The sequence below is a fragment of the Serratia grimesii NBRC 13537 genome, assembly GCF_001590905.1.
Taxonomy (GTDB): Bacteria; Pseudomonadota; Gammaproteobacteria; order Enterobacterales; family Enterobacteriaceae; genus Serratia; species Serratia grimesii.
Genome location: NZ_BCTT01000006.1, coordinates 207,753 through 228,631 on the forward strand (window position 1 = coordinate 207,753; position 20,879 = coordinate 228,631).

21 protein-coding genes are annotated in these 20,879 nt (G+C 52.6%); 10 read left to right on the plus strand and 11 right to left on the minus strand.

What is annotated here, in order from left to right; all coding sequences use genetic code 11:
• Nucleotides 1-37 precede the first annotated feature (37 nt).
• Both SGR01S_RS07655 and SGR01S_RS07660 read left to right on the plus strand, forming a co-directional pair.
• A complete protein-coding gene (locus SGR01S_RS07655; RefSeq protein WP_061807020.1) occupies nucleotides 38-952 on the plus strand; it encodes a LysR family transcriptional regulator in 915 nt (304 codons plus the stop codon).
• 73 nt (nucleotides 953-1,025) lie between these two features.
• Complete coding sequence (locus tag SGR01S_RS07660; RefSeq protein ID WP_061807021.1) at nucleotides 1,026-1,655, plus strand: LysE family translocator; 630 nt, start codon at nucleotides 1,026-1,028, stop codon at nucleotides 1,653-1,655.
• 2 nt (nucleotides 1,656-1,657) lie between these two features.
• Here the strand turns inward: SGR01S_RS07660 and SGR01S_RS07665 are convergent, their stop codons facing one another.
• Complete coding sequence (locus tag SGR01S_RS07665) at nucleotides 1,658-2,494, minus strand: helix-turn-helix transcriptional regulator (RefSeq protein ID WP_037425399.1); 837 nt, start codon at nucleotides 2,492-2,494, stop codon at nucleotides 1,658-1,660.
• 100 nt (nucleotides 2,495-2,594) lie between these two features.
• Between SGR01S_RS07665 and SGR01S_RS07670 the strand changes: the two genes are divergently transcribed.
• The 4 genes from SGR01S_RS07670 (at nucleotide 2,595) to SGR01S_RS07685 (ending at nucleotide 7,617) form a co-directional block, all read left to right on the plus strand.
• On the plus strand, nucleotides 2,595-4,016 hold the full coding sequence (locus tag SGR01S_RS07670; protein WP_061807022.1) for an MFS transporter: 1,422 nt from the start codon (nucleotides 2,595-2,597) through the stop codon (nucleotides 4,014-4,016).
• A gap of 62 nt (nucleotides 4,017-4,078) precedes the next feature.
• Complete coding sequence (locus tag SGR01S_RS07675) at nucleotides 4,079-4,711, plus strand: FMN-binding negative transcriptional regulator (RefSeq protein ID WP_061807023.1); 633 nt, start codon at nucleotides 4,079-4,081, stop codon at nucleotides 4,709-4,711.
• Between the two features lie 38 nt (nucleotides 4,712-4,749).
• A complete protein-coding gene (gene ybiB / locus SGR01S_RS07680) occupies nucleotides 4,750-5,709 on the plus strand; it encodes a DNA-binding protein YbiB (protein ID WP_061807024.1) in 960 nt (319 codons plus the stop codon).
• Nucleotides 5,710-5,760: 51 nt separating this feature from the next.
• Nucleotides 5,761-7,617, plus strand: coding sequence for a M3 family metallopeptidase (locus tag SGR01S_RS07685; protein ID WP_061807025.1), 1,857 nt, complete (start codon nucleotides 5,761-5,763; stop codon nucleotides 7,615-7,617).
• Nucleotides 7,618-7,682: 65 nt separating this feature from the next.
• Here the strand turns inward: SGR01S_RS07685 and bhsA are convergent, their stop codons facing one another.
• The gene (bhsA, locus tag SGR01S_RS07690; RefSeq protein WP_061807026.1) at nucleotides 7,683-7,943 is read right to left on the minus strand and encodes a multiple stress resistance protein BhsA; all 261 of its coding nucleotides are present in this window, start codon (nucleotides 7,941-7,943) and stop codon (nucleotides 7,683-7,685) included.
• A gap of 165 nt (nucleotides 7,944-8,108) precedes the next feature.
• The gene (locus SGR01S_RS07695) at nucleotides 8,109-8,747 is read right to left on the minus strand and encodes a flavin reductase family protein (protein ID WP_061807027.1); all 639 of its coding nucleotides are present in this window, start codon (nucleotides 8,745-8,747) and stop codon (nucleotides 8,109-8,111) included.
• A 119-nt stretch (nucleotides 8,748-8,866) separates the two neighbouring features.
• On the opposite strand from SGR01S_RS07695, the gene rlmF reads away from it, so the two are divergent.
• Both rlmF and SGR01S_RS07705 read left to right on the plus strand, forming a co-directional pair.
• Nucleotides 8,867-9,832, plus strand: a complete 966-nt coding sequence (rlmF, locus tag SGR01S_RS07700) for a 23S rRNA (adenine(1618)-N(6))-methyltransferase RlmF (RefSeq protein WP_167348751.1) — start codon at nucleotides 8,867-8,869, stop codon at nucleotides 9,830-9,832.
• Nucleotides 9,833-10,135: 303 nt separating this feature from the next.
• Nucleotides 10,136-11,440 (plus strand): methyl-accepting chemotaxis protein, encoded by a 1,305-nt coding sequence (locus SGR01S_RS07705; RefSeq protein WP_061807028.1) that lies wholly within the window; start codon nucleotides 10,136-10,138, stop codon nucleotides 11,438-11,440.
• Between the two features lie 54 nt (nucleotides 11,441-11,494).
• Here SGR01S_RS07705 and ybiO read toward each other — a convergent pair whose 3' ends face one another.
• The 6 genes from ybiO to dps all read right to left on the minus strand — a co-directional run bounded on the left by ybiO (nucleotide 11,495) and on the right by dps (nucleotide 17,374).
• Nucleotides 11,495-13,711: a mechanosensitive channel protein gene (gene ybiO / locus SGR01S_RS07710; RefSeq protein ID WP_061807029.1), complete on the minus strand. Its 2,217-nt coding sequence runs from the start codon at nucleotides 13,709-13,711 to the stop codon at nucleotides 11,495-11,497.
• Between the two features lie 154 nt (nucleotides 13,712-13,865).
• Nucleotides 13,866-14,588, minus strand: a complete 723-nt coding sequence (glnQ, locus tag SGR01S_RS07715; RefSeq protein WP_037425370.1) for a glutamine ABC transporter ATP-binding protein GlnQ — start codon at nucleotides 14,586-14,588, stop codon at nucleotides 13,866-13,868.
• Nucleotides 14,585-15,244, minus strand: coding sequence for a glutamine ABC transporter permease GlnP (glnP, locus tag SGR01S_RS07720; RefSeq protein WP_037425367.1), 660 nt, complete (start codon nucleotides 15,242-15,244; stop codon nucleotides 14,585-14,587). The genes glnQ and glnP overlap by 4 nt, the downstream gene beginning before the upstream one ends.
• A gap of 105 nt (nucleotides 15,245-15,349) precedes the next feature.
• Complete coding sequence (glnH, locus tag SGR01S_RS07725) at nucleotides 15,350-16,093, minus strand: glutamine ABC transporter substrate-binding protein GlnH (RefSeq protein ID WP_037425364.1); 744 nt, start codon at nucleotides 16,091-16,093, stop codon at nucleotides 15,350-15,352.
• A 349-nt stretch (nucleotides 16,094-16,442) separates the two neighbouring features.
• Nucleotides 16,443-16,709 carry a DksA/TraR family C4-type zinc finger protein gene (locus SGR01S_RS07730; protein WP_061807030.1) on the minus strand — a complete coding sequence of 89 codons (267 nt, stop codon included), beginning with the start codon at nucleotides 16,707-16,709 and terminating at the stop codon, nucleotides 16,443-16,445.
• Between the two features lie 161 nt (nucleotides 16,710-16,870).
• Nucleotides 16,871-17,374 carry a DNA starvation/stationary phase protection protein Dps gene (gene dps / locus SGR01S_RS07735; RefSeq protein WP_061807031.1) on the minus strand — a complete coding sequence of 168 codons (504 nt, stop codon included), beginning with the start codon at nucleotides 17,372-17,374 and terminating at the stop codon, nucleotides 16,871-16,873.
• Nucleotides 17,375-17,768: 394 nt separating this feature from the next.
• On the opposite strand from dps, the gene SGR01S_RS07740 reads away from it, so the two are divergent.
• The gene (locus SGR01S_RS07740; RefSeq protein WP_061807032.1) at nucleotides 17,769-18,305 is read left to right on the plus strand and encodes a P-loop NTPase family protein; all 537 of its coding nucleotides are present in this window, start codon (nucleotides 17,769-17,771) and stop codon (nucleotides 18,303-18,305) included.
• Between the two features lie 87 nt (nucleotides 18,306-18,392).
• Here SGR01S_RS07740 and nanQ read toward each other — a convergent pair whose 3' ends face one another.
• Together nanQ and rhtA are read right to left on the minus strand one after the other, a co-directional pair.
• On the minus strand, nucleotides 18,393-18,860 hold the full coding sequence (gene nanQ / locus SGR01S_RS07745; protein WP_061807033.1) for an N-acetylneuraminate anomerase: 468 nt from the start codon (nucleotides 18,858-18,860) through the stop codon (nucleotides 18,393-18,395).
• A gap of 145 nt (nucleotides 18,861-19,005) precedes the next feature.
• Complete coding sequence (rhtA, locus tag SGR01S_RS07750; RefSeq protein ID WP_061807034.1) at nucleotides 19,006-19,893, minus strand: threonine/homoserine exporter RhtA; 888 nt, start codon at nucleotides 19,891-19,893, stop codon at nucleotides 19,006-19,008.
• Between the two features lie 398 nt (nucleotides 19,894-20,291).
• Between rhtA and ompX the strand changes: the two genes are divergently transcribed.
• A complete protein-coding gene (ompX, locus tag SGR01S_RS07755) occupies nucleotides 20,292-20,810 on the plus strand; it encodes an outer membrane protein OmpX (protein ID WP_037425349.1) in 519 nt (172 codons plus the stop codon).
• Nucleotides 20,811-20,879 lie beyond the last annotated feature (69 nt).

Below are 20,879 nucleotides of genomic sequence, written 5' to 3' on the forward strand. Positions count from 1 at the left end.
TTAATAGGCGAATTAATATCGTCAATGAGAGGTCAGCATGATTTCCAGCGAACGGCTACATGCGATCCGCGCTTTTGTACAGGCGGTGCAAGCGGGGGGTTTTAGTCGTGCAGCAGAGCAATTGGGTCTTTCCCGTTCCACCGTGGGGAAAGCGGTAGCGCGATTGGAACAGCGGTTGCAGGTACGGTTATTTCAACGCACTACCCGCAGTCTGTCATTGACTGACGAAGGGCAGCTGTTTTATGACGATTGCCTAAAAGCATTAGCAGCGCTGGAAGCGGCGGAAAGTCATCTCGCAGCCAGAGCCCACACGCCAGAAGGGCGATTGCGAGTATCGCTACCGGTATTGTTCGGCCAAAAGTGGGTGATGCCACCGCTATTGTCGCTGGCGGATCGTTACCCTCAGTTGCAGATCGATGCGCTGTTTTCCAATCGTACAGTTGATCTGGCGGAAGAGGGGATCGATCTGGCGGTACGTATCGGTTCACCAGGCGATGCTGCGGCGATCACTGCCCGCCAATTAGGGGAGCAACAACAAATATTGTGTGCAGCTCCGTCGTATCTAGCAAGGCAAAGGGAGCCAGATACGGTGGCTGCGTTATTGCAGTATCAGGCGGTTGGTCTGTTACGAGATGGGCGCAGCCCTCCCTGGCAGTTAACGGATGAACGGGGAAAAGTGCAACGACTGACGCTGCCGACCCGTTTGCGGTTGAGCAATATGGAGGCGGTACTCAGTGCTGTTTGTGCAGGACAGGGGATTGCCATGCTACCGCGTTGGCTGGCGCACGGTGCACTCACTGCGGGGAAACTGCGAGAGATTTTGCCAGGCAGTTGTGGTGCGGGACTGGCGATTAACGTGGTGTGGCTGAAAGGCACGACTATGCCGCTACGGGTACGAGTGGCCATTGACGCTCTGCTGTCGGCTTTCACTCCCAAAGCACCGTGGCAATGATTTAGCGCTGGCAAAAGACGGCGGTATAGCTATGATAAAACCTGCCCCCAGCCCTATTGCACTTAGGTGATTAATGATTGATATTTCAACAATTTTGTTGTTTTCTGGCGCCTGCCTTGCGTTAACGATAACCCCAGGCCCGGATATGCTGCTGATCGCATCGCGCAGTGTCAGCCAAGGGCGTCGAGCCGGTTTTGCCTCACTGGCAGGTATCCAACTTGGTACCTACTGCCATGCTTTGACGGCAGCGCTGGGTCTGTCGCAACTGTTCGTTGCAGTACCGCTGGCCTACGATACGGTGCGGCTACTTGGGGCGGCCTATTTACTGTATTTGGCATGGAAAACGTTAGGTTCTGGCAGCAGTTTGCAGGCATCTGCTGGATTAACGGCAGTACCAACCGTCCGTATTTTCCGGCAAGGATTGTTCACCAATATCCTCAATCCCAAAATGGCGCTGTTCGTTTTGGCCCTGTTTCCACAGTTTATCGATCCGCATGCCGGTTCACTGGTGGCGCAAATGTTGCTGCTGGCGACAGTGCTAAATCTGGTGGGCTTGGTGATAAACGGCGGGCTGATCATGGCGGTCAGCAGCATGAAAAGTCGCTTTGTTGGCCGCCAATTCAGTGCCCGTTGGCCGAACTATCTGCTAAGCAGTGTGTTCGCCGGGTTGGCCTGCAAGTTGATTTTTGACAGCCGTAAATAGCCTTACACCTGCAATAATGCCTCAAACGCCGCGCTGGTCGGGCATTGCGCCAGCGCGCTGTACATCACCAATCGCAAATGATTTTCCTCATCGACAATAAACGACGCATGTTCAAAAGTCACCTGACCGGCACCAGGGACATTGAACGTGCGCTCTCCCTGACAACGGCCGTGAATGTCATGTTGTTGCCACAGTTGACGAAACTGTGGTGAGACCTGTTCCAGCGCCTGTACCCGTTGTTGCATGGTGGCGTCCTCCGGGGCGCGGGCGTAGTCACGACGAAAGCTGGCAAGGATTTGTGGCGCTTGCGCCTGCCATTCCACCAGTCGCTGGTTGAGGTGTGGATCGGCGAACAGCATCCACAGCATGTTGCGTTGTTCTGCCGGGCGATCGCCAATGGCGAACAGTCGCTCTGCCGCAGGGTTCCAGGCAATGATGTCCCAACTTAGGTTCATGACGTAAGCCGGGCGAAGTTGCAGGTCGTCCAGCAGGCGACGTACCAGTGGCGACACCTGGCACCATTGATGACCGACCGGTACTGGCGGGCGTTGATGCGCCAGCAAAAACAGATGATAACGCGCGGTTGCATCCAGCTTCAGTACGCGTGCCAGGTTCTCCAGAAAATCCACCGATACGTTGATTTCCCGTCCTTGCTCCAGCCAGGTGTACCAAGTGAGGCCGACGCCTGCCAGCGCGGCGACCTCTTCACGCCGCAGCCCCGGCGTACGGCGTCGGGTGCCGCTCGGCAAACCGACAGCCTGCGGTGACAATTTTTCGCGCTTTTGACGCAGAAAATCCGCCAGATCCTGACGGGTTCGGTTGAGGGTACGCGGCGGCATAGCGACTGTCCTGTTGTTCTTAGTAATAGTATAACTGGCTATATAGTAACAGTTTAGGACATGTTCCATACTGCTGCCATCTCAATATTTGGAGGCATTTATGGAACAGTCATTAGCAGATGGCGAGCGTGGCCTGGTGGGGTTGCCGGTGTTGCTGTTGGGGGGCTTTGTTACCGTATTCGACTTGTTCGTGGTGAACGTGGCAGCACCGGTCATTCAGCAGCAGTTCGCTGCTGATTTTGCCAGTATAGGGCTGATTATTGCCGGCTATGAGTTGGCCTTTGGCGTGTTATTGATTGCGGGCGGCCGTCTGGGGGACCGTTTTGGTCGACGCCGCATGTTCAGCCTCGGTATGCTGGGGTTTACGCTGGCGTCGGCATTGTGTGGTGTAGCGGCGTCTCTCCCCATGCTGATCACCGCGCGTTTTCTGCAGGGGGCGATGGCGGCACTGTTGTTTCCGCAGATCTATGCGCTGCTGCGTGTGTTGTACGGCCCACACCAGCGGCGGCGTGCTTTTGCCTGGTTGGGGATGACCTTGGGGCTGGCCGCTATTTTGGGTCAGATCTTCGGTGGCTTCATTATTGAAGCCAATATTTTCGGCAGCGGTTGGCGCATGATTTTTCTGATTAACGTGCCGATTGGTGCATTGGCGATCTTGGCGGCGCGGAGCATCCCGGAAACACGTCTTGAACAGGCACAACGGTTGGATGGCATGGGATTACTGCTGGCCGCGACAGGGTTGTTACTGCTGTTAGTTCCGCTGTTGGAAGGGCCATCACGTGGTTGGCCCTGGTGGGTGTTGCCGGTATTGGCGCTGGGCCTGGGGGTGTTATGGGGTTTTATACGCTGGGAGCGTCGGACGGCGATGTGTTCTGGAGATGCGGTGTTGGACCCGGCGCTGCTTCGTCAGGGGAGTTTTGCCCCAGGTGTGCTGGTGGTACTGGCGATTTACTCGACGGCGTCTTCATTCTTTCTGTGCTTTGCCCTGTTGTTGCAGTCGGGAATGGGTCTGACGCCGTTTCAGGCAGGCAGCCTGTTTGCGCCCGCCAGCGCGGCGTTTATGTTGGCCTCATTCCTTGCCCCAACACTGGCACAACGTTGGGGAAATGGGGTATTGGCGTTCGGCGTGGTGATTTACGCCGCTGGATTAGCGCTGTTGGTCGTGCAAGTGCTTTGGGGAACCGCGTTGGCACAGCCATTGTGGTTACTGCCGGGGTTGGTGATTTTGGGTTTTGGTCAGGCGATGAGTATGACGCCATTACTTAATCTGGTTCTCGGGCTGGTCAAGGAAGAACAAGCCGGCATGGCTGCGGGGGTGATCTCCACTGTACAGCAGATTGGCGGCGCAATGGGCATTGCCGCCAGCGGAGCGTTTTTTGTCCCCTTGTTGGTGGGCGGCGCGGGCGCAGAACGTTATGGACAGGCGTTTGCCGGAGCGATGATCTACAACCTGTTTGCCATGGCCGTCGCCTTTGTGCTGTTAAGGTGGATCATTCAACAACAGCGCAAAGTGGCTCTTTAATCAACCGGTGTCGGGTGCTATTGCTATCTCATCATTCCATTGCGTTAAGGAAGCCTGACACCATGTATCAACCTGCTTCATTCCGCGACGATTGTCTGGAAAGCCAAATTGCGCTGGTGCGTGCCAACCCGTTGGGGATGCTTATTAGCCATGGGGACCAAGGCTTGGTGGCGGATCCGTTGCCATTTTTGATTGATGCCGATGAACAGGGGCATATCCGACTGCGGGCGCACCTGTCACGTGCCAACCCACACGGGTCATTGTTGCTGAACGTGCAGGAGTGTCTGGTGGTGTTTCAGGGACGGGAAGGCTATATCTCACCGGGTTGGTATGAAACCAAACGGCAAACCGGTAAAGCCGTACCAACCTGGAATTACAGCGTGGTACAACTGCGTGGCGTACCACGAGTGACAGAGGACGCAGGCTGGTTGCGGCAACAGTTGGACGGATTGACGGCGCTGCAAGAGGGTCGTCAACCTGAACCCTGGCATATTGACGATGCGCCTGCCAATTATATCGCCGCGCAGATTAAGGGCATTGTCGGCATTGAAATCACGGTGACCCATCGGGAAGGTAAATGGAAGATGAGCCAGAACCGGAGCGCTGAAGACGTTGACGGGGTAATCGCTGCGTTACGTGCCGGTGACGCAGCCCAACAGCAACTGGCGGATGAGGTTGAGAGACGGCGTGGATAAGGTATGCTAATCCCAGACTGAATCAGGGGAAGCAGGCGATGGATTACACCAAAATTATCAAAGAAATAGGCCGTGGCAAGAACCACGCGCGTGATCTCGACCGGGAAACAGCCTTTCAGCTCTATCAAAAGATGTTGGCCGGTGAGGTGGGGGAGCTTGAGCTAGGCGGTATCTTGATCGCCATGCGCATTAAAGGGGAAGCCGAAGAAGAAATGCTTGGCTTTTACCAAGCGATGCAGCAACAGGTGATGCGCTTGCAGGCACCGCACGGGCGACCGATGCCAGTGGTGTTACCCAGCTATAATGGTGCGCGTAAACAGGCGAACCTGACGCCATTATTGGCACTGCTGCTGACACGCGTTGGCTTACCAGTGGTGGTACACGGCGTGTTGGATGACAGTACGCGCGTGACCAGCGCCGACACCTTCCAGTTGCTTGGCCTGCCCTGGTCACAAGACGCAGCCCATGCCCAACAACGTCTGGATAAGGGGGAAACAGTGTTTGTCCCCGTCTCTGCCCTGTCAGCTCCCCTGGAACGTCAGCTTGGTATGCGCTGGCGCATGGGGGTACGCAACAGCGCCCATACGCTGGCCAAACTGGCGACGCCATTTGCCGAGCAGGACGTGTTGCGTATCGCCAGTGTGTCGCATCCTGAGTACGTTGGTCGTGTGGCGTCATTCTTCCGCCAGATTGGGGCCCGTGGGTTAGTGATGCACGGCACCGAAGGTGAAGCCTATGCCAACCCGCAGCGTTGCCCGCAGATTCATTACATTGTCGACGGTGAACAGCATGTGCTGCTAGAGCGCCCGGTGCAGGATGAAACGCCTGATTTACCGGCAGCGAAAGATGCAGAGACTACTGCACGTTGGACCGAACGTTGTCTGGCGGGTGACAACGCGATCCCGCTGGCGATCCAACGCCAGATTGCCTGTTGCCTGGTGGCAACCGGTGAAGTTGACACCCTGGAACAGGGATTGGAACGTTTACGCGACGCCTAAATCCCTTGGCTATACTGGTATATTTCGCTAATCGGCTCTGAAAGGATGGTTATGCAACAGGCTCTCGATTACTTCAATCAATTGAATCAGGATTACCTTGACGTTCACCGCACCAAAGAAGATCTGTTCTGGCAGAATTATATGGGCATAGGCGGTGATGATGCTTCAACGCGTTTCTCTGCGGCGGAGAGCGCTTATAAGCGCTTTATCGCCGAGCCGCGCCGATTGGCGGAAATTCGTCAGTTGTTGGCTGGGCTGGAAGTTCTGCCGCAGGACGCACAGCGCGACGCGCTGCAACATGGGCTGAACGGTTGGCTGCGTTTTTTTGATTGTAACGCGATTGAAGACGCTGAAGCCCAGACATTGTTGGACCAAATTATCAGTGCCGAGGCGGATCTTTATACCCGCCGCAAGAGTCACCCTGTCAGCCATCTGAATGCGACAGGGCAGCGGGTGAACGCCTCGCTCGGTGAACTGTTAACCAACCAGGCTACTAACGAAAATGAAGAATACCGCCGCAGTTCGCAAAACGCGTTGCGCGAGCTGGAGCAATGGTTGCTGCATAATGGTTTACCGGAGTTGATCAGTCTGCGGAATCGCTTTGCGCGTCAGATGGGTTTTCGTAACTACTTTGACTATAAAGTGAATAAAACCGAGCGTATGACGCCGGAGCAGTTGTTCGCCATTCTGGATCGTTTCGAACAGCAAACCCGCGAAGCGAACTCACGCAGCTTACAGCAGTTGGCGGCGGAAAAAGGCGAGCAAGCGTTAGAGCCCTGGAATGTGCGCTTTGCCAGTGCCGGTGATGTAACCCGCCAACTGGATCCTTACTTCCCATTTGCCCAGTCACTCGAGCGTTGGATCAACAGTTTTAAGCGTCTGCATATCGGCTTCCGGGGTGCGCAAATGGATCTCGATCTGTTGGTACGCCAGGGTAAATATGAAAATGGTTTTATGCATGGCCCGGTGCCCCCGTTCATTCAAGAGGGCAAATGGTTGCCTGCACGCATTAACTTCACCAGTCTGGCGCAGCCGGATCAGGTGGGTAGTGGTGCTTATGGCTTGAACACGTTGTTCCACGAAGGCGGCCACGCGGCACACTTTGCCAATATTTGCCAGAATGCCCCCTGTTTCTCACAAGAATTTCCGCCGACCTCGATGGCCTATGCTGAAACCCAGTCGATGTTTTGCGACAGCCTGCTGGACGACGCTGATTGGTTGAAGCGCTATGCGAAAAATGCCGCCGGTGAGTCGGTGCCGGATGCATTGATTGAGGCCAGTATCGCTGCGCGTCAACCGATGCGTGCGTTCAACGAACGCCATATTCTGCTGGTGCCTTACTTTGAGTGGGCGCTGTATCAGTGGGATGATGAACAGCGTACGCCAGAAGCGATTACCGCGTTGGCACGTGAGGTTGAAAGTAAAATTCTGGGCATTAGCGGTAGCCCGCGCCCAACGTTGGCAATCCCACACTTGTTGTCTCTGGAGTCGGCGTGTTCCTATCAAGGCTATTTGCTGGCGCTCATGGCCGTTGAACAGACGCGCCAATTCTTCCTGCAACGCGACGGTTATCTTACTGATAACCCGGCTATTGGCCCTGATCTTGCACATCACTATTGGCGACCAGGAAACGGTGTTAGCCATGACGATACGTTGCGTAGCCTGACGGGGGAAGGTTTTAACCCCGATTATCTGGCGGAGTCTTGTAACCTGACGGTGGCTCAGGCATGGCAGGATGCGCGTCAGACTATTGCCGATGCTGCTGTACGGCCTCAACCCGCAGCGGATTTTGATCTGTCGGCGCATATCCGTGTGGTAGATGGTGAGCAAGTGCTGGCGGATAACGCGGAAGGCGATGAAAAGATGTGTCATGATTTCGCTGCGGCGATTAACGCACGCATGGCCTGACGACAATGAAAAAAAGCCCGCCGATAGCGTGTATCGGCGGGCTTTTTTATTTTTTAATCGGTCGATCAGTTATAGATGACTGCTGTTGCATGCATCAGATTGTTGCCGCTGGTGGACGTAATGGTGAAAGCCTTGGCACCTGCCGCATCGGCTTTGGCTGAGAGCTGGGCTTTCAGGCTGCTCAGATCGGTTGCACCACTGGCGGAGATCACACCGGCTTTTTCAAACTGCACGGCATCTTGTGCGCTGATGTGCTCTGCCGCAAAAGAAGTGAAAGAAACAGCAGTCAGAGCGATAACAGCAGCAAAAGTTTTGATGTTTTTCATGGTGGTCATTCCTGTCAAGTTTGTAAGTTTGAAAGGGGGTTGCCTTTCGATGGAATGATTATTGCGCAGCGACAGGAAGGATGAAATCGGAGAGTATTGATAATCTTTTTCAGATTTTTTGATTATTAATTAACCCTCTCTCCAAACGGAGAAAGGGTGGCTTACTCAGCGTTTTTGCGCGTCCGGACGAATCATATCGAAACGGTGTTGTTCCGATATACCATAGTAGGCGGTGGGTCCCCCCGCTCGCAGGATCGGTTCGGCAGCGGCGGTCTGATAAATACCGTGCTCGTCCAGCAAGGCAGGATCGATATGCACTGCGACCACTTCCCCCAGTACCAGCCAGGTTTCCAACTGGGTGCCTGTTGCACTTTGCAGTTGAATACACTGTGACAGGCGGCATTCAAAATTAACCGGACTTTCTGCCACACGCTCGGCTTTTATCTTACTGCTGGGCAGTGGTGTTACACCGGCAAAGGCAAATTCGTCTTCACCGTGTGCCAGGCTGGCGGAGCTGTTATTCATGGCTTCGGCGAGTGGGCGCGTTGCCAGATTCCAGACAAACTCGCCGGTTTCGACGATATTCGCGACGCTGTCTTTCCAGCCACTGCTGGCGAAGCCGATGATTGGCGGGCGGTAGTTGAAGCAATTAAAAAAGCTATAGGGTGCCAGATTACGTTGGCCGGCAGCGCTGATTGATGAGATCCAACCGATCGGACGTGGGCCGATGATGGCGTTCAGCGGATCGTGTGGCAGTCCATGGCCTGCGGCGGGTTCATAATAATAGCGAGACTCACTGCTCATAAGCGACCTGATAGGAGATAAGCGAGCTTTTATTCTGACGTGTTTCCCGCCAGCTGCAAGTTTGCCGCTGCTTTATGGTATCTTACGCGCCAGAAATACCTTTAAGAGAGCCCGTCACGGTGGAAAAAAAGAAAAGCTTCCCGCAGCAGAAAAGCGGTCTGCACCCGCGTAACCGTCATCGCTCACGCTATGACTTTCCGGCGCTGATCGCCAGTTGCCCGGCGTTGGAGCCGTTCGTCAAGCCGAACGCCTGGGGCGATATCTCGGTAGATTTTGCCGATCCGGCTGCGGTTAAAATGCTCAACCGTGCGTTGCTGCAACATTTTTATGGTATCGAGCACTGGGATATTCCCGCCGATTACCTGTGCCCACCGATCCCTGGGCGTGCCGATTACTTGCACCACCTGGCGGACTTGTTGGCAACCAGCAACAATGGCGAGATTCCGCGCGGTAAAGGTGTGGCGATCCTCGACGTGGGTATTGGTGCCAACTGTATTTACCCCATTGTCGGCCTGCGTGAGTACGGCTGGCGCTTTACCGGTTCTGAGATCGACCCTGTGTCGCTTAATTCGGCCAAAATGATCGTTGAGATGAACCCGACGCTGAGAAACAGTGTGCGTTTGCGGTTGCAAAAACAACCGGAATTCATCTTTAACGGTATCATCGGTGTGGCTGAGAAGTTTGACGCCACATTATGCAACCCACCGTTCCACGGCTCTGAGCAAGAAGCGCACGCGAGCACCCGCCGCAAACTGCACAAGCTGGGCAAAGGCGAAGTGGCGGATAAGCCGGTACAGAACTTTGGTGGCAAAAATAATGAGCTGTGGTGTGAAGGCGGTGAAGAAGCCTTTGTTCGTAAAATGGTCGAGGAAAGCGTCAGCAAGGCGCAGAATTGCCTGTGGTTCACCTCATTGATTTCTAAAAACACCACTCTGCCGTCGATTTATCATGCGTTGAAATTGGCGGGTGCAGCCGAAGTCCGCACCATTGAGATGGCGCAGGGACAAAAGATCAGCCGTTTCGTGGCCTGGACCTTCCATGACGCCGAACAGCAGGCTGCTTGGGCGGCAGAACGCTGGCGTTAATTCCTCGGGTGCCGGTTATTTAACCGGCACCAACAAAACTTCGCGTTTCCCTTTCAATTTCTTCAACTTGCGTTATTCTCAATGCAGCTTTTAATAACAAAAATCCTAATTTAATTATTTATTCAAAAAATAATAATCACATTACTAAATTGATGTATTTAACTCGGTCAATATCGTCTGTCCGGGGAAATAGGCTCGCCTATTTCTCAGGGTATTGCACGTCTGTGTGTGGGCGCAGCGTGTGAAAAAATAAAATGAAAAGCGTTTGCTCGCTAAATCATCTGCCAGAAGGATACCCACCCTATGCTGTTACGATTCAGTCAGTTAAATACCCACAGCCGCGCTGAGTTGAGTGCGATAGAAAATGCCGTTGCCATGATTGTATTTAAACCTGATGGGACTGTGCTGCGTGCTAATGATTTATTTTTACATACCATGAAATTTCAACGACTGGAGGTGATTGGTCAGCATCACCGTATTTTCTGTGATCCGCAATACGTCGTGAGTTCTGCCTATCGCAAGCATTGGGATATGTTAAATAATGGCAAGCCGATTACGGATAATATAAAGCGCATTCGCAAAGACGGTGAAGCCGTCTGGTTACAGGGCACTTATACGCCGGTCTTAGACAAGAAAGGGCGGGTGATAGAGATCGTCAAAATCGCCAGCGTTGTGACAGAGCGCATTATTCAGGCGCAGGAACATCAGAGTTTATTGGCGGCGTTAAATCGTTCCATGGCGATGATCACGTTCAGCGCGCAGGGAACGATTCTCGACGCCAACGACAATATGCTGAATTTAATTGGTTATCGGATAGAAGAAGCACGCGGACAGTCGCACGCTGTGCTTTGCCCGCCTGAATTTGCTGCCTCTGATGATTACCGTCAGCACTGGCAGCGGCTGTCTCGTGGTGAGTTTATCACCGGGCGCTTTGAACGAGTCAACCGGCGTGGGGAGAGAGTCTGGCTGGAAGCCAGCTACAACCCGATCCTCGATGGAAATGGGCGGTTGGTAAAGGTTGTAAAAATCGCCCAAGACATCACCCGACTCATGATGCAGCAACAGCATGAAGAGGAGATGGTACGCAACGTGCACCATTTGTCGTTAGATACTGACAGGCAGGCATCACAGGGTGCACTCATCGTTCAGCAGGCCGTGGAAGGCATGCGGCAGGTTGAGGCGGCAGCGCGTCAAACATCTGATGTGATCAGTGAATTGGGCCAGTGCTCGCAGCAGATTGGTACCATCGTTGAGGCTATCCGTAAAATTGCTTCCCAGACAAACCTCTTGGCGATCAACGCATCGATCGAGGCCGCACATGCGGGTGAGCACGGGCGTGGCTTCGCCGTGGTGGCCAATGAAGTGCGCGCGCTGGCAGAACAATCGCGTAAGGCGGCGACGGAGATAGAGCGGATGACCAAATCTATCCAGCATGGCGTGGCAGCGGCGATTGCCGGCATGGCAACCTGTGTGGATCAGGCCGGTGGTGGCGTGACTCTGACGCACGACGCCGGGGAAGTGATCAATCAGGTGAATGTTGGTATGCAAGATGTCGTGAAACTGATGCAGGCCTTCACCTCGGTTAAGCAGGAAGGTGCACTGCACTGATCGCCTCTGCGCTAACCCTGGGCTGCGGGGTTAGCGCTTTTTCTCAATTCAAACTCACTTTTCTGTCGGTTCACTTGAACCAGGCGCATAAGACAGTTGCATCGCCTGCTGCGGCATTGCGATGCCAGCCTGTTCAAAATGCATCTTCACCAGTCTATCGAGGGCGTATTGCACGACCCACTGTTTCAGCGCCTGAGTGCGCACGGTTACCCGGGTAGTGAAAGAGCGATCGCCCAGAGCCACCACGCCGTTGAACACCGGTTCGCCAATCAGGAAGTGCTTCACCTGTTCATCCTGTTTCAGTGCGGCAACGGCTTGATGCAGCACGTCGTGGACATGATCAATATCTTCATCACGGCTTACGGTGTAATTGGCCCGGTATACGCCAAATTCGCGGGCGTAGTTCGCCAGTGTGGTGATCGAAGAAAAAGGAACGATGTGATAAACACCAAAGTCATCCCGCAGGCCGATTGAACGGATAGTCATGCGCTCCACCGTGCCAGTAATGCCGCTGACGGTGACGTATTCACCGGTATTCATGCCGTTCTCAAATTGGATGAAGACGCCGGTAATCACGTCTTTCACCAACGTTTGCGCACCAAAGCTGATGGCGAGGCCCAGTGCTCCGGCGCCTGCCAGCAGAGGCGCAATGTTAATTCCGACCTGTGACAGCACAATCATGATGGTAATGGTGCTGATAACGATGGCCAGAACGTTACGGAACAGCGTTAACAGAGTACGCTCACGTGCGCTTGGGCGAATGCCATTGCTCAGCTCCAGCGCCAGTCGGTGCTCGATGACGCTGGCCATCAACGTCCAACTGAAGACGGCAATGACCAGAATCAGCAGAATATGCATCAGCCCGCTAATTACCTTCCCGCCGTTGTCGCTATTTGCCCATTGATACAGGTTGATCAGATGCCAGGCGTCGAACAGGAACAACGTCACTGCCAATACCACCATCACCCGCAAGATCTTCAAGCCGTTTGGGATATAGGCATTAATGCGTCTTTCCAGCATGGGATAACGCAGATTAACGTCGGCCGGCAGTGAGATGCGGCGAAAAATCCAGCGGGTTAACATGCCGGAAAGTAAGGCGCCCAGGCCGATCACCAGCAGGCTTTTCACCGTAGCCGTCATCATAAAGCGCAGGCTGTTGCCAATATCGAATTGCGAAAGCACGAATAGCACCAGGAAATAGGCGATCGCCAACAGGTGCCAGACGTGTCCCAGACCGCGAAGAATGACGCTGAAAAACGCCATCGACCGTTCTGCCAGTAGGTTGATTTGATGCTGTATCGGTTTGCGATTGTGCAAAATCAACATGAGGGCATACAACGTTAAGGCCAGCATCACAGCAAGATTGACCGCCGCCGCTGCTGGGTAGCTGATTTGTACCGCTACCACGGGCACGACAACCATCAGACCATAGCCGATCAGACCGCTAAGCCAGGCGAGGCGTGTATTCCAGTAGTGGGCCGAGGCATCGCTGAACGGGAAAGGGCGCAGGTAATCAAAGTTGGGGGCAAAGATCAGCCGCAGTACCGCTTTGAAGAATTCAATCACCGCAAAGGCACTCAGAAACAGTGTTTGCAGGCGCAGTATGGTGGCGCTGTCAGCATTGACATGGCGAGCGAACAGGTTGCCCGCTGCGAATGCCAGCAGTAACACCAGCAGGTCGACAGCAAAGGCACCGAGGATGGCGACAGGGCGTTTATACCAAGGACCGTGTTGCATTCTGGCGTTGTGGCCCCAGTTGCCCATGCGCTTGTACAACGGTGCGATCAGACGACGGATCAGATGGAACAGGGCGAAGGTTACCGCAACAGTCAGCAGGAAGTAGCTCAGGGCGCGGAAAAAAGTGTCGGCATTAAACGTGCGTTTGGGGCCGGAGTCGATCAGCTTTTGTAGAGAATTCAACCTTTGGTTGACGGTACTGATGCCTCCCTGCGCCAAATTGCTCAGGTTATCGCTCAGCGATTCGGCCGGTTCCGGTGTGTCAGTTTGCGGCGGTGTTGTGGGAGACTCGCCGGCCTGCTGTCTTAAGTGACTGATCAGCCCGGCACGGGCTTTGTCATCTTGCAGGATATCAGCCAGCGCGGCGTAAGACGCTTTCTGTTGTTCCGTTTGGTCACCAGGAGTGGCATTTTGTGTGGGTTGCGCTATCGCTAGTGGGGACGCTGCACTGATTATCAGTAGCAATAACAATGGGAATAAACGTAAACGTTCTCGCAGATGAGAACCGAATCGGGAGTATGCGGTTGTGGGCATTGATCCTCTCTTGGGGCTCTGTAAATCAGCGGGTTAAATACAAATGCTATAAAAAACAAACCACATAGTAGGAAATGAAGAGGGATGCAGAGTGGGAACGCGTGCTAAACAGAAACGGCGGGTGCAGAGTGCGCCCGCCGTTAAGCAGGATAAATCAGGAAACGTGTTGCAGGAACTCTTTCAAACGCGGGCTTGGTGGGTTGTTGATCAACTCGTGAGGGTTGCCATCTTCCGCAATCCGTCCCTTATCAATAAAGATCAGTCGTGACGCCACTTTTTCGGCAAAGCCGACTTCGTGGGTGACGATCACCATGGTCATGCCTTCTTCCGCCAGATCCTGCATTACCTTCAGTACTTCATGGCGCAGTTCCGGGTCAAGTGCAGAGGTCGGCTCATCAAACAGCATCATTTTCGGCTTGACCGCCAGCGCACGTGCGATCGCTACGCGCTGTTGCTGGCCACCGGACAGCTCGGAAGGATAATGATGCGCGCGTTCGGCCAGGCCAACTTTGGCCAGCAGTTCACGTGCCAGCTTTTCTGCGTCGGACTTCTTCAATCCGCGTACGCGGATTGGGCCAAAGGCGACGTTTTCCAGCGCAGTCAGGTGCGGGAACAGGTAGAACTGCTGGAACACCATACCGGCTTCCTGGCGGATCAGACGATCGTCAACTTTTGGATCGTTGGCTTTCAGGCCGTCGACGAAGAGATCGCCACTGGTGATCTCTTCGAGCTTGTTGATGCAACGCAGCAGGGTCGATTTACCGGAACCAGAGGGGCCGATAATCACCACAACTTCACCTTTTTCGATCTTCAAATCGATGTTATGCAGCACCTGGGTTTGGCCAAAATGCTTGGAGACGTTTTTAAATTCAATCACAGGATTTTCATCCTTCTTTCCAGACGACGCAGAACGAAGCTCAGCACCAGGGTAATAATCAGATAAATAACCGCTACGGCGCTCCAGATTTCCAGCGCACGGAAGTTACCGGCAATAATTTCCTGCCCTTGACGGGTCAGTTCCGCCACGCCAATCACGATGAACAGTGAGGTGTCCTTGATGCTGATGATCCACTGGTTGCCCAGCGGTGGCAGCATACGGCGCAGCGCCAGCGGCATGATGACATAGCGGATGGTTTCACGCCGTGACAAGCCGAGCGCCAGGCCGGCTTCACGGAACCCGTTATGGATCGACAGCACCGCACCGCGGGTAATTTCCGCAATATAGGCGCCGGAGTTGATCATTATGGTGACTACTGCCGCGCTGAAGGGATCGATGCGTAAATCATTGAACGCCATCGGCAGGGCGAAGTAGATGAACATTACCTGCACCACGATAGGCGTGCCGCGGATAACTTCAATGAATACCAAAGCGACGTGATTGGCAATCCAACCGCCATAGGTACGAGCAAAACCGGCAACAAGGCCGATGATGAGGCCGCCAACAAGACCGAGGACCGAAATCCACAGTGTCATTTTGGCGCCTTCTAACAGGATAGGGATGGCGGGCCAGATGGCGCTCCAGTCGAACTGCATGGTGTTTTCTCCCGGTGATCCCAAACGTGGGAATCAGATACAACAAAGCGCAGGGGCTAAGACACCACCCCTGTGCTTAAGTGAATCAGTGACTGACTTCATCCGTTATTTAGGTTCGGTACCGAACCATTTTTTGTAGATTTCGTTGTAGGTGCCGTTTTCGCGCAGGGTTTTCAGTGCGCCATTGACCTTCACGCGCAGCTCGTCACTGCCTTTAGGGAAGGCGATGCCGTATTGCTGAGCTTCCAGTGATTCGCCGACGGTTTTGAACTTGCCAGCACCGGCTGTTTTAATGAAGTACAGGATGTTTGGTGTGTCGTGCAGCACAGCGTCAGCGCGTTTGGTGCCCAGTTCCATATAGGCGTTATCGATGTTCGGGAACTGACGCAGATCTTTGGTTTTGATGTGCTGTTTAGCGTAATCCACGGAACCGGTGCCGCTCTTCACCGCTACCACTTTACCGTTCAGATCATCAATGCCCTTGATGCTGTTGTCGTTGGCATTAACCATCACCAGCAGACCGCTTTTGTAGTAGCCGTCAGAGAATTCGATGGCTTTTTTACGTTCGTCTGTAATGGTGATACCGGCCAGCGCCAGGTCGATATTTTTGGTTTGCAGTGCCGGGATGATACCGCTGAAATCCATAGGCTTCAGGGTGTAGTCCAGTTTCAGTTCTTTGGCGATTGCGGCCCACAGGTCGATATCGAAACCAACGTACTGATCACCTTGCTTGAACTCAAAAGGAACGAATGCGGTGTCGGTAGCGACGACCAGTTTGTCTGCTGCGTGGGAGCTTACGGCAAAGGCCAACGAAAGTGCGGCCAGGGAGACTTTAAAAATTGACTTCATGAGAGGAATTTCCTGTACAGGTTGCGGATTACCCATTTTTTATATTGCAGTTGGTGCCATGAAAAAATCGTGCCATGTTTTCAACTACTATAAAAACAAAGAGTTGTGGTGTGATGTTGTGTCTGAAGGTCGAATTATTATTTTTATGCACCAAATGGAGGCACCAAAATGGTGCTGATGGCTGCTTATTGGTGCACTGCTCTATCATTAACCAAATAATGGGGGTGAAACAACCGATAGTTAACGGTTTAGCTTCAATATTGATAACTAACTCTAACTTTTATGCAGCAAAGATGTTTCATCTGGTGCAGATGTGTTCAGTAAGAGTGGTTGGCGGGCACTGTTTCCTTTACCGTAGCTGACTGTCTTTACTGCCGCGGCGGTTATACAGGCTACTCGCCGCCTGTTTTTTATCCAGCTCGGTTTGGCAAGCAAGACAATAGCGCACGCCTTTCAGTGCTTGCTGGCGTGCCAATGGAATTTCCTCTCCGCATTCCTGACAATAATGTGCACTTTCGCCCTGACCCAGTGCTTGTCTTGCACGTTGCACTGCATCATCTACGGTGGAATCAATTTGATCCTGTACGGCGCCGTCAGACGCCCATCCGCTTGCCATGATGACCTCACTTTGCAGAGCCGCCACGCCCTCTATCTATTTACTATGGGCGATTATTTGAGCAATTCAAGCGGCGAAAATAAAAGAAAAACAGGCTGGGGCAAAGCCCGCAGCCTGTTCAACCCCGCTACGCGGGCCGTAATTTTCGGTTTTTAAGTGGCTTATTCTATGTTGGATTCGATAAACCACAGGAACTTGTCCAGATCTCGAGATGCTGCAGTGAACATATCGGCAGTATCTTCGTCTTCTACTTCTGTGATGGCTTTGCGAATGTCATTTGCGACTTCGCCGTAACGATCGGCCAACGCTTTCAGGTGTTCCTGTACGCTATGTATGTTGGTTGGATAGCTTTTCAGTGGGGTTTTATCGTTCACCACCTGTACTGTGCCCAGTGCCACGCCACCCAATTGCACAATGCGTTCGGCAAAAGTGTCCTGATGATCGATGATCGCAGTGCGGAACCCGTCGAGCATTTCATGCACGGCAATAAAGTTAGCACCCCGCATGTTCCAGTGGGCCTGTTTGGTGATCAACGACAGGTCAATAAATTGGATAACCTGGCGGTTGAGCGCCTTGATGGCCTCCAGCTTGGTTTTTTCGTCCATGTCATTGCGTGTATAAAGCAGCTCAGAAGATTTCGTTTTCACCAGTTTAGCGGTACTCATATCAGATATCCTCTTGATGGGTCATGGTACTATTTTTTCCACGAGAGAAATTATAGCAGCGATAGCGTTTTTTGCAGGAAAAAAATAGCTATGGAATAAATAGGTTTTAACGAATTGAATATTTAATTTAAGAGGAGTAAACTTTATTTGTTAATTTTACTTACAGTAAGGTTCTGTAATATATGAAAATTATTTAATGTCTCTCTCGGTTTTTAGTTGCGTAATGTAATTATTTTTTAAACCGGTTTTATCCCCATCGGTAATTTCCATTTCCAATGCCAAAGCTTTAGGCTTAATGAGTAAGTGGGCAATCAATAAATGGCCGTTAATTCATATTGATAGGCTGGTTGCAACTCGATAAAATATTTTCCCCCCATTTCAGATCTACACGCCTATGAAAATCAATGTCGTTGGGACCAGTGGCAGTGGCAAAAGCACGGTAGCGCGTCAGTTGGCTGAAAAGTTTGCACTGCCTTATATTGAACTAGACACGCTGTTTTGGCGTCCGGACTGGCAAGGTACACCGGATGACGCGTTTTTGGCGCGCGTGACACAGGTGTTGGCTGTCGCAGAAAGCGGATGGATACTCGACGGCAATTATAGCCGAACTAAAGCGGTAAAATGGGATAGCGTTGATTGGGTGGTGTGGGTGGACTATGGGTTCTGCCGTACACTGTATCAGGCCGTTCGTCGTGCCGTCACGCGGGCATGGGCGGGTACCGAACTATGGCCAGGGACGGGAAATCGTGAAAGTTTTCGCCGGTCCTTTTTCAGTCGCGATTCCATCATTCTGTGGACCATAAAAACTTACCGTAAAAACCGACGCGGCTACCTTGCTGATATGAACAATAGTCAGTATCAACATATCCGCTTTATCCGGTTGCGTTCACCTGAGCAGACTCGACGCTTTATTCGTGATTTGCCCCTTTAATTGCCATCATTGCAGTAAAAGGATGCGTGAGTCTTCACGACGAGAATATAACACCGAAAAAGCCGGCCATGCAGACCGGCGAACCCGTTACAGCAGCAGTGTGTAATGCACTCTCACCACCGCTTTTTTGATGAGCGTCGGCGCGTTCAACTGACAACCGGCTTTATGCGGTTCATGGGGAAAAAATAGAGCATAGGCGCCAGGGAACATCGCGAGTGTTTGGCAATGCCGCTTAATGTCTACTCGCTGGGTATCCTGAGCCTCGTCATAGGGGAACTCGCTTTGCCAATCACCCGGCATACCATAATCAATGCGTTCTTCACCGCTGATGAGCAAATGAATGTCGGCATACTCATGATGAAGCTTTGCATGCTGAGTTTCCGCTAATCCTGTGGTTAACGTCATCACCTCCATAAAGATCTGGTCACCATCTATGTCATGGTGTCCCAATGCCAGTGCAGGCAGGTCGTATTGACGAAGCGTGGTAAGGGTTTCGATCAGAACAGGTGATAGCCCACGACCATAGCGTGGGTTAAACAGGGTGTTATAAATCACTTTACTTCTCCATGTGGTAAACCCTGCTGGGTTTGGTTCCATAAACGCGTGGGGGTACTGCGGGGAAAAGTATGCCTGTTTACCGGTGCGAAAACAGTTAACCCGCCTGCATTCCGCTTTTGGCTAATGCAGGCGTTGCTGATTTTTAGGACAAGCTTTCGATTTGTGGTTTTGGCTTGATGGTCAGAGTCGCCCCCATTGATGCCGCGATGATTGCACCTAACGCCAACCATTGCACTGTAGTCAGGTGTTCGTTGAGGAACAACATGCCTGAAAGTGCTGCCATCGCGGGTTCCAGGCTCATCAAGGTGCCAAAGGTGCGTGCCGGTATTCTGGGTAACGCAATAATCTCCAACGAATAAGGTAGTGCGGTGGATAAAACCGCCACGGCCAATGCAATGGGCAGAATATCGATATTGAGTAGCGCACTACCTGCTTGCCAGGCACCGATTGGGCAAAATACTGCCGCAGCGATCAGTGACCCGACCGCCACGGTCCCAGGGCCGTGGTCACCCCCCGCTTTCTGCCCGCAGATAATGTAGACCGCCCAACAGGCACCCGCACCTAATGCGCAGGCGGCGCCTAAGGGATCAATGCTGTCCATGTTATGGCCCAGAGGCAGCAAGAACCACAGCCCAACTACCGCCAGTATGACCCATAAAAAGTCGATCGCGCGGCGTGAGGAGAACATGGCGACCGCAAGGGGGCCGGTGAACTCCAACGCAACGGCGATACCCAGTGGCAGGGTGCGTAAAGAAAGATAAAACAGATAATTCATTGCGCCCAATGTCAGGCCATAGATGAACAAGGGCAGGCGGCTGCCGGCGGCGAAGCGCATGCGCCACGGGCGGAAGATAATAAACAGGATCAGTGTGCCAATACTCAAGCGCAACGTGGTGATGCCTTCTGCACCGACCAATGGAAACAGGCTTTTGGCCAATGACGCGCCGGTCTGGATCGACACCATGGCGATGAGTAGCAAGCAGATAGGCAGCAGCGTGGAAGACGCTTTAGCAGTTGCAGACGAGGACATCCTTTAGAGCCTTTTATGCGTTTCCCACAACCTGGGAAGACTGTCGATATTCGGATGACGGCAGTGTAAATGAAATGAGGTAAATGTGTCTGAGAAATGCGTGTGCAACGGAGAAAAGTGCCAGCTCTAGGGTGCGGTGTTGGTTTTTTCGCTCATAAAGTGCGCATTTTTTAGGAATTGTCTGGATATTAAATAGGTGATTGTTGTCACAGAAACGAGTAGAATGCGGCTCGAAAATAGAGTGAAAAGAAGAAGATACACTGTTCTTGAAATCTAATGTTACACGATATAAAGCATTAGACACTCATTTTAAGGCAGAGTTTCACGCTAATTTTTGCTATATTTTCAAAGCATGAACAAATGGATTTACTTAAAAATATAACGCGTTTGAGGTGGTTATGAAAAAAATTGCATGTCTTTCCGCAGTAGCAGCCTGTGTATTAGCAGTAACCGCAGGTACCGCATTCGCTGGTCAGAGCACCGTATCCGCTGGCTATGCGCAGGGTGATCTCCAAGGCGTTGCTAACAAAGCCGACGGTTTCAACCTGAAGTATCGTTACGAGTTCGACAACAACCCACTGGGTGTGATCGGTTCCTTCACTCACGTGGAAAAGAACGGTTCTGAGAACGGTTACTACGGTAAATCACAGTACAACTCTATCACTGCTGGTCCAGCTTACCGCTTCAACGACTGGGCAAGCATCTACGGTGTGATCGGTGTTGGCTACGGCAAAAACATCGACAATGCTCAGAACGGCACTGACCGTAACGGCAACAGCGACTACGGCTTCACCTACGGTGCTGGTCTGCAGTTCAACCCAATCCAGGACGTTGCTCTGGATGTAGGTTACGAGCAGAGCCGTATCCGCAGTGTTGACGTTGGTATCTGGAGCGTTGGCGTAGGCTACCGTTTCTAAGATTTCTCCATGCCTACGGGCATGAGTATGTGGCGTAATTGGTCGCATCAGATAAAAATCCGCCTTCGG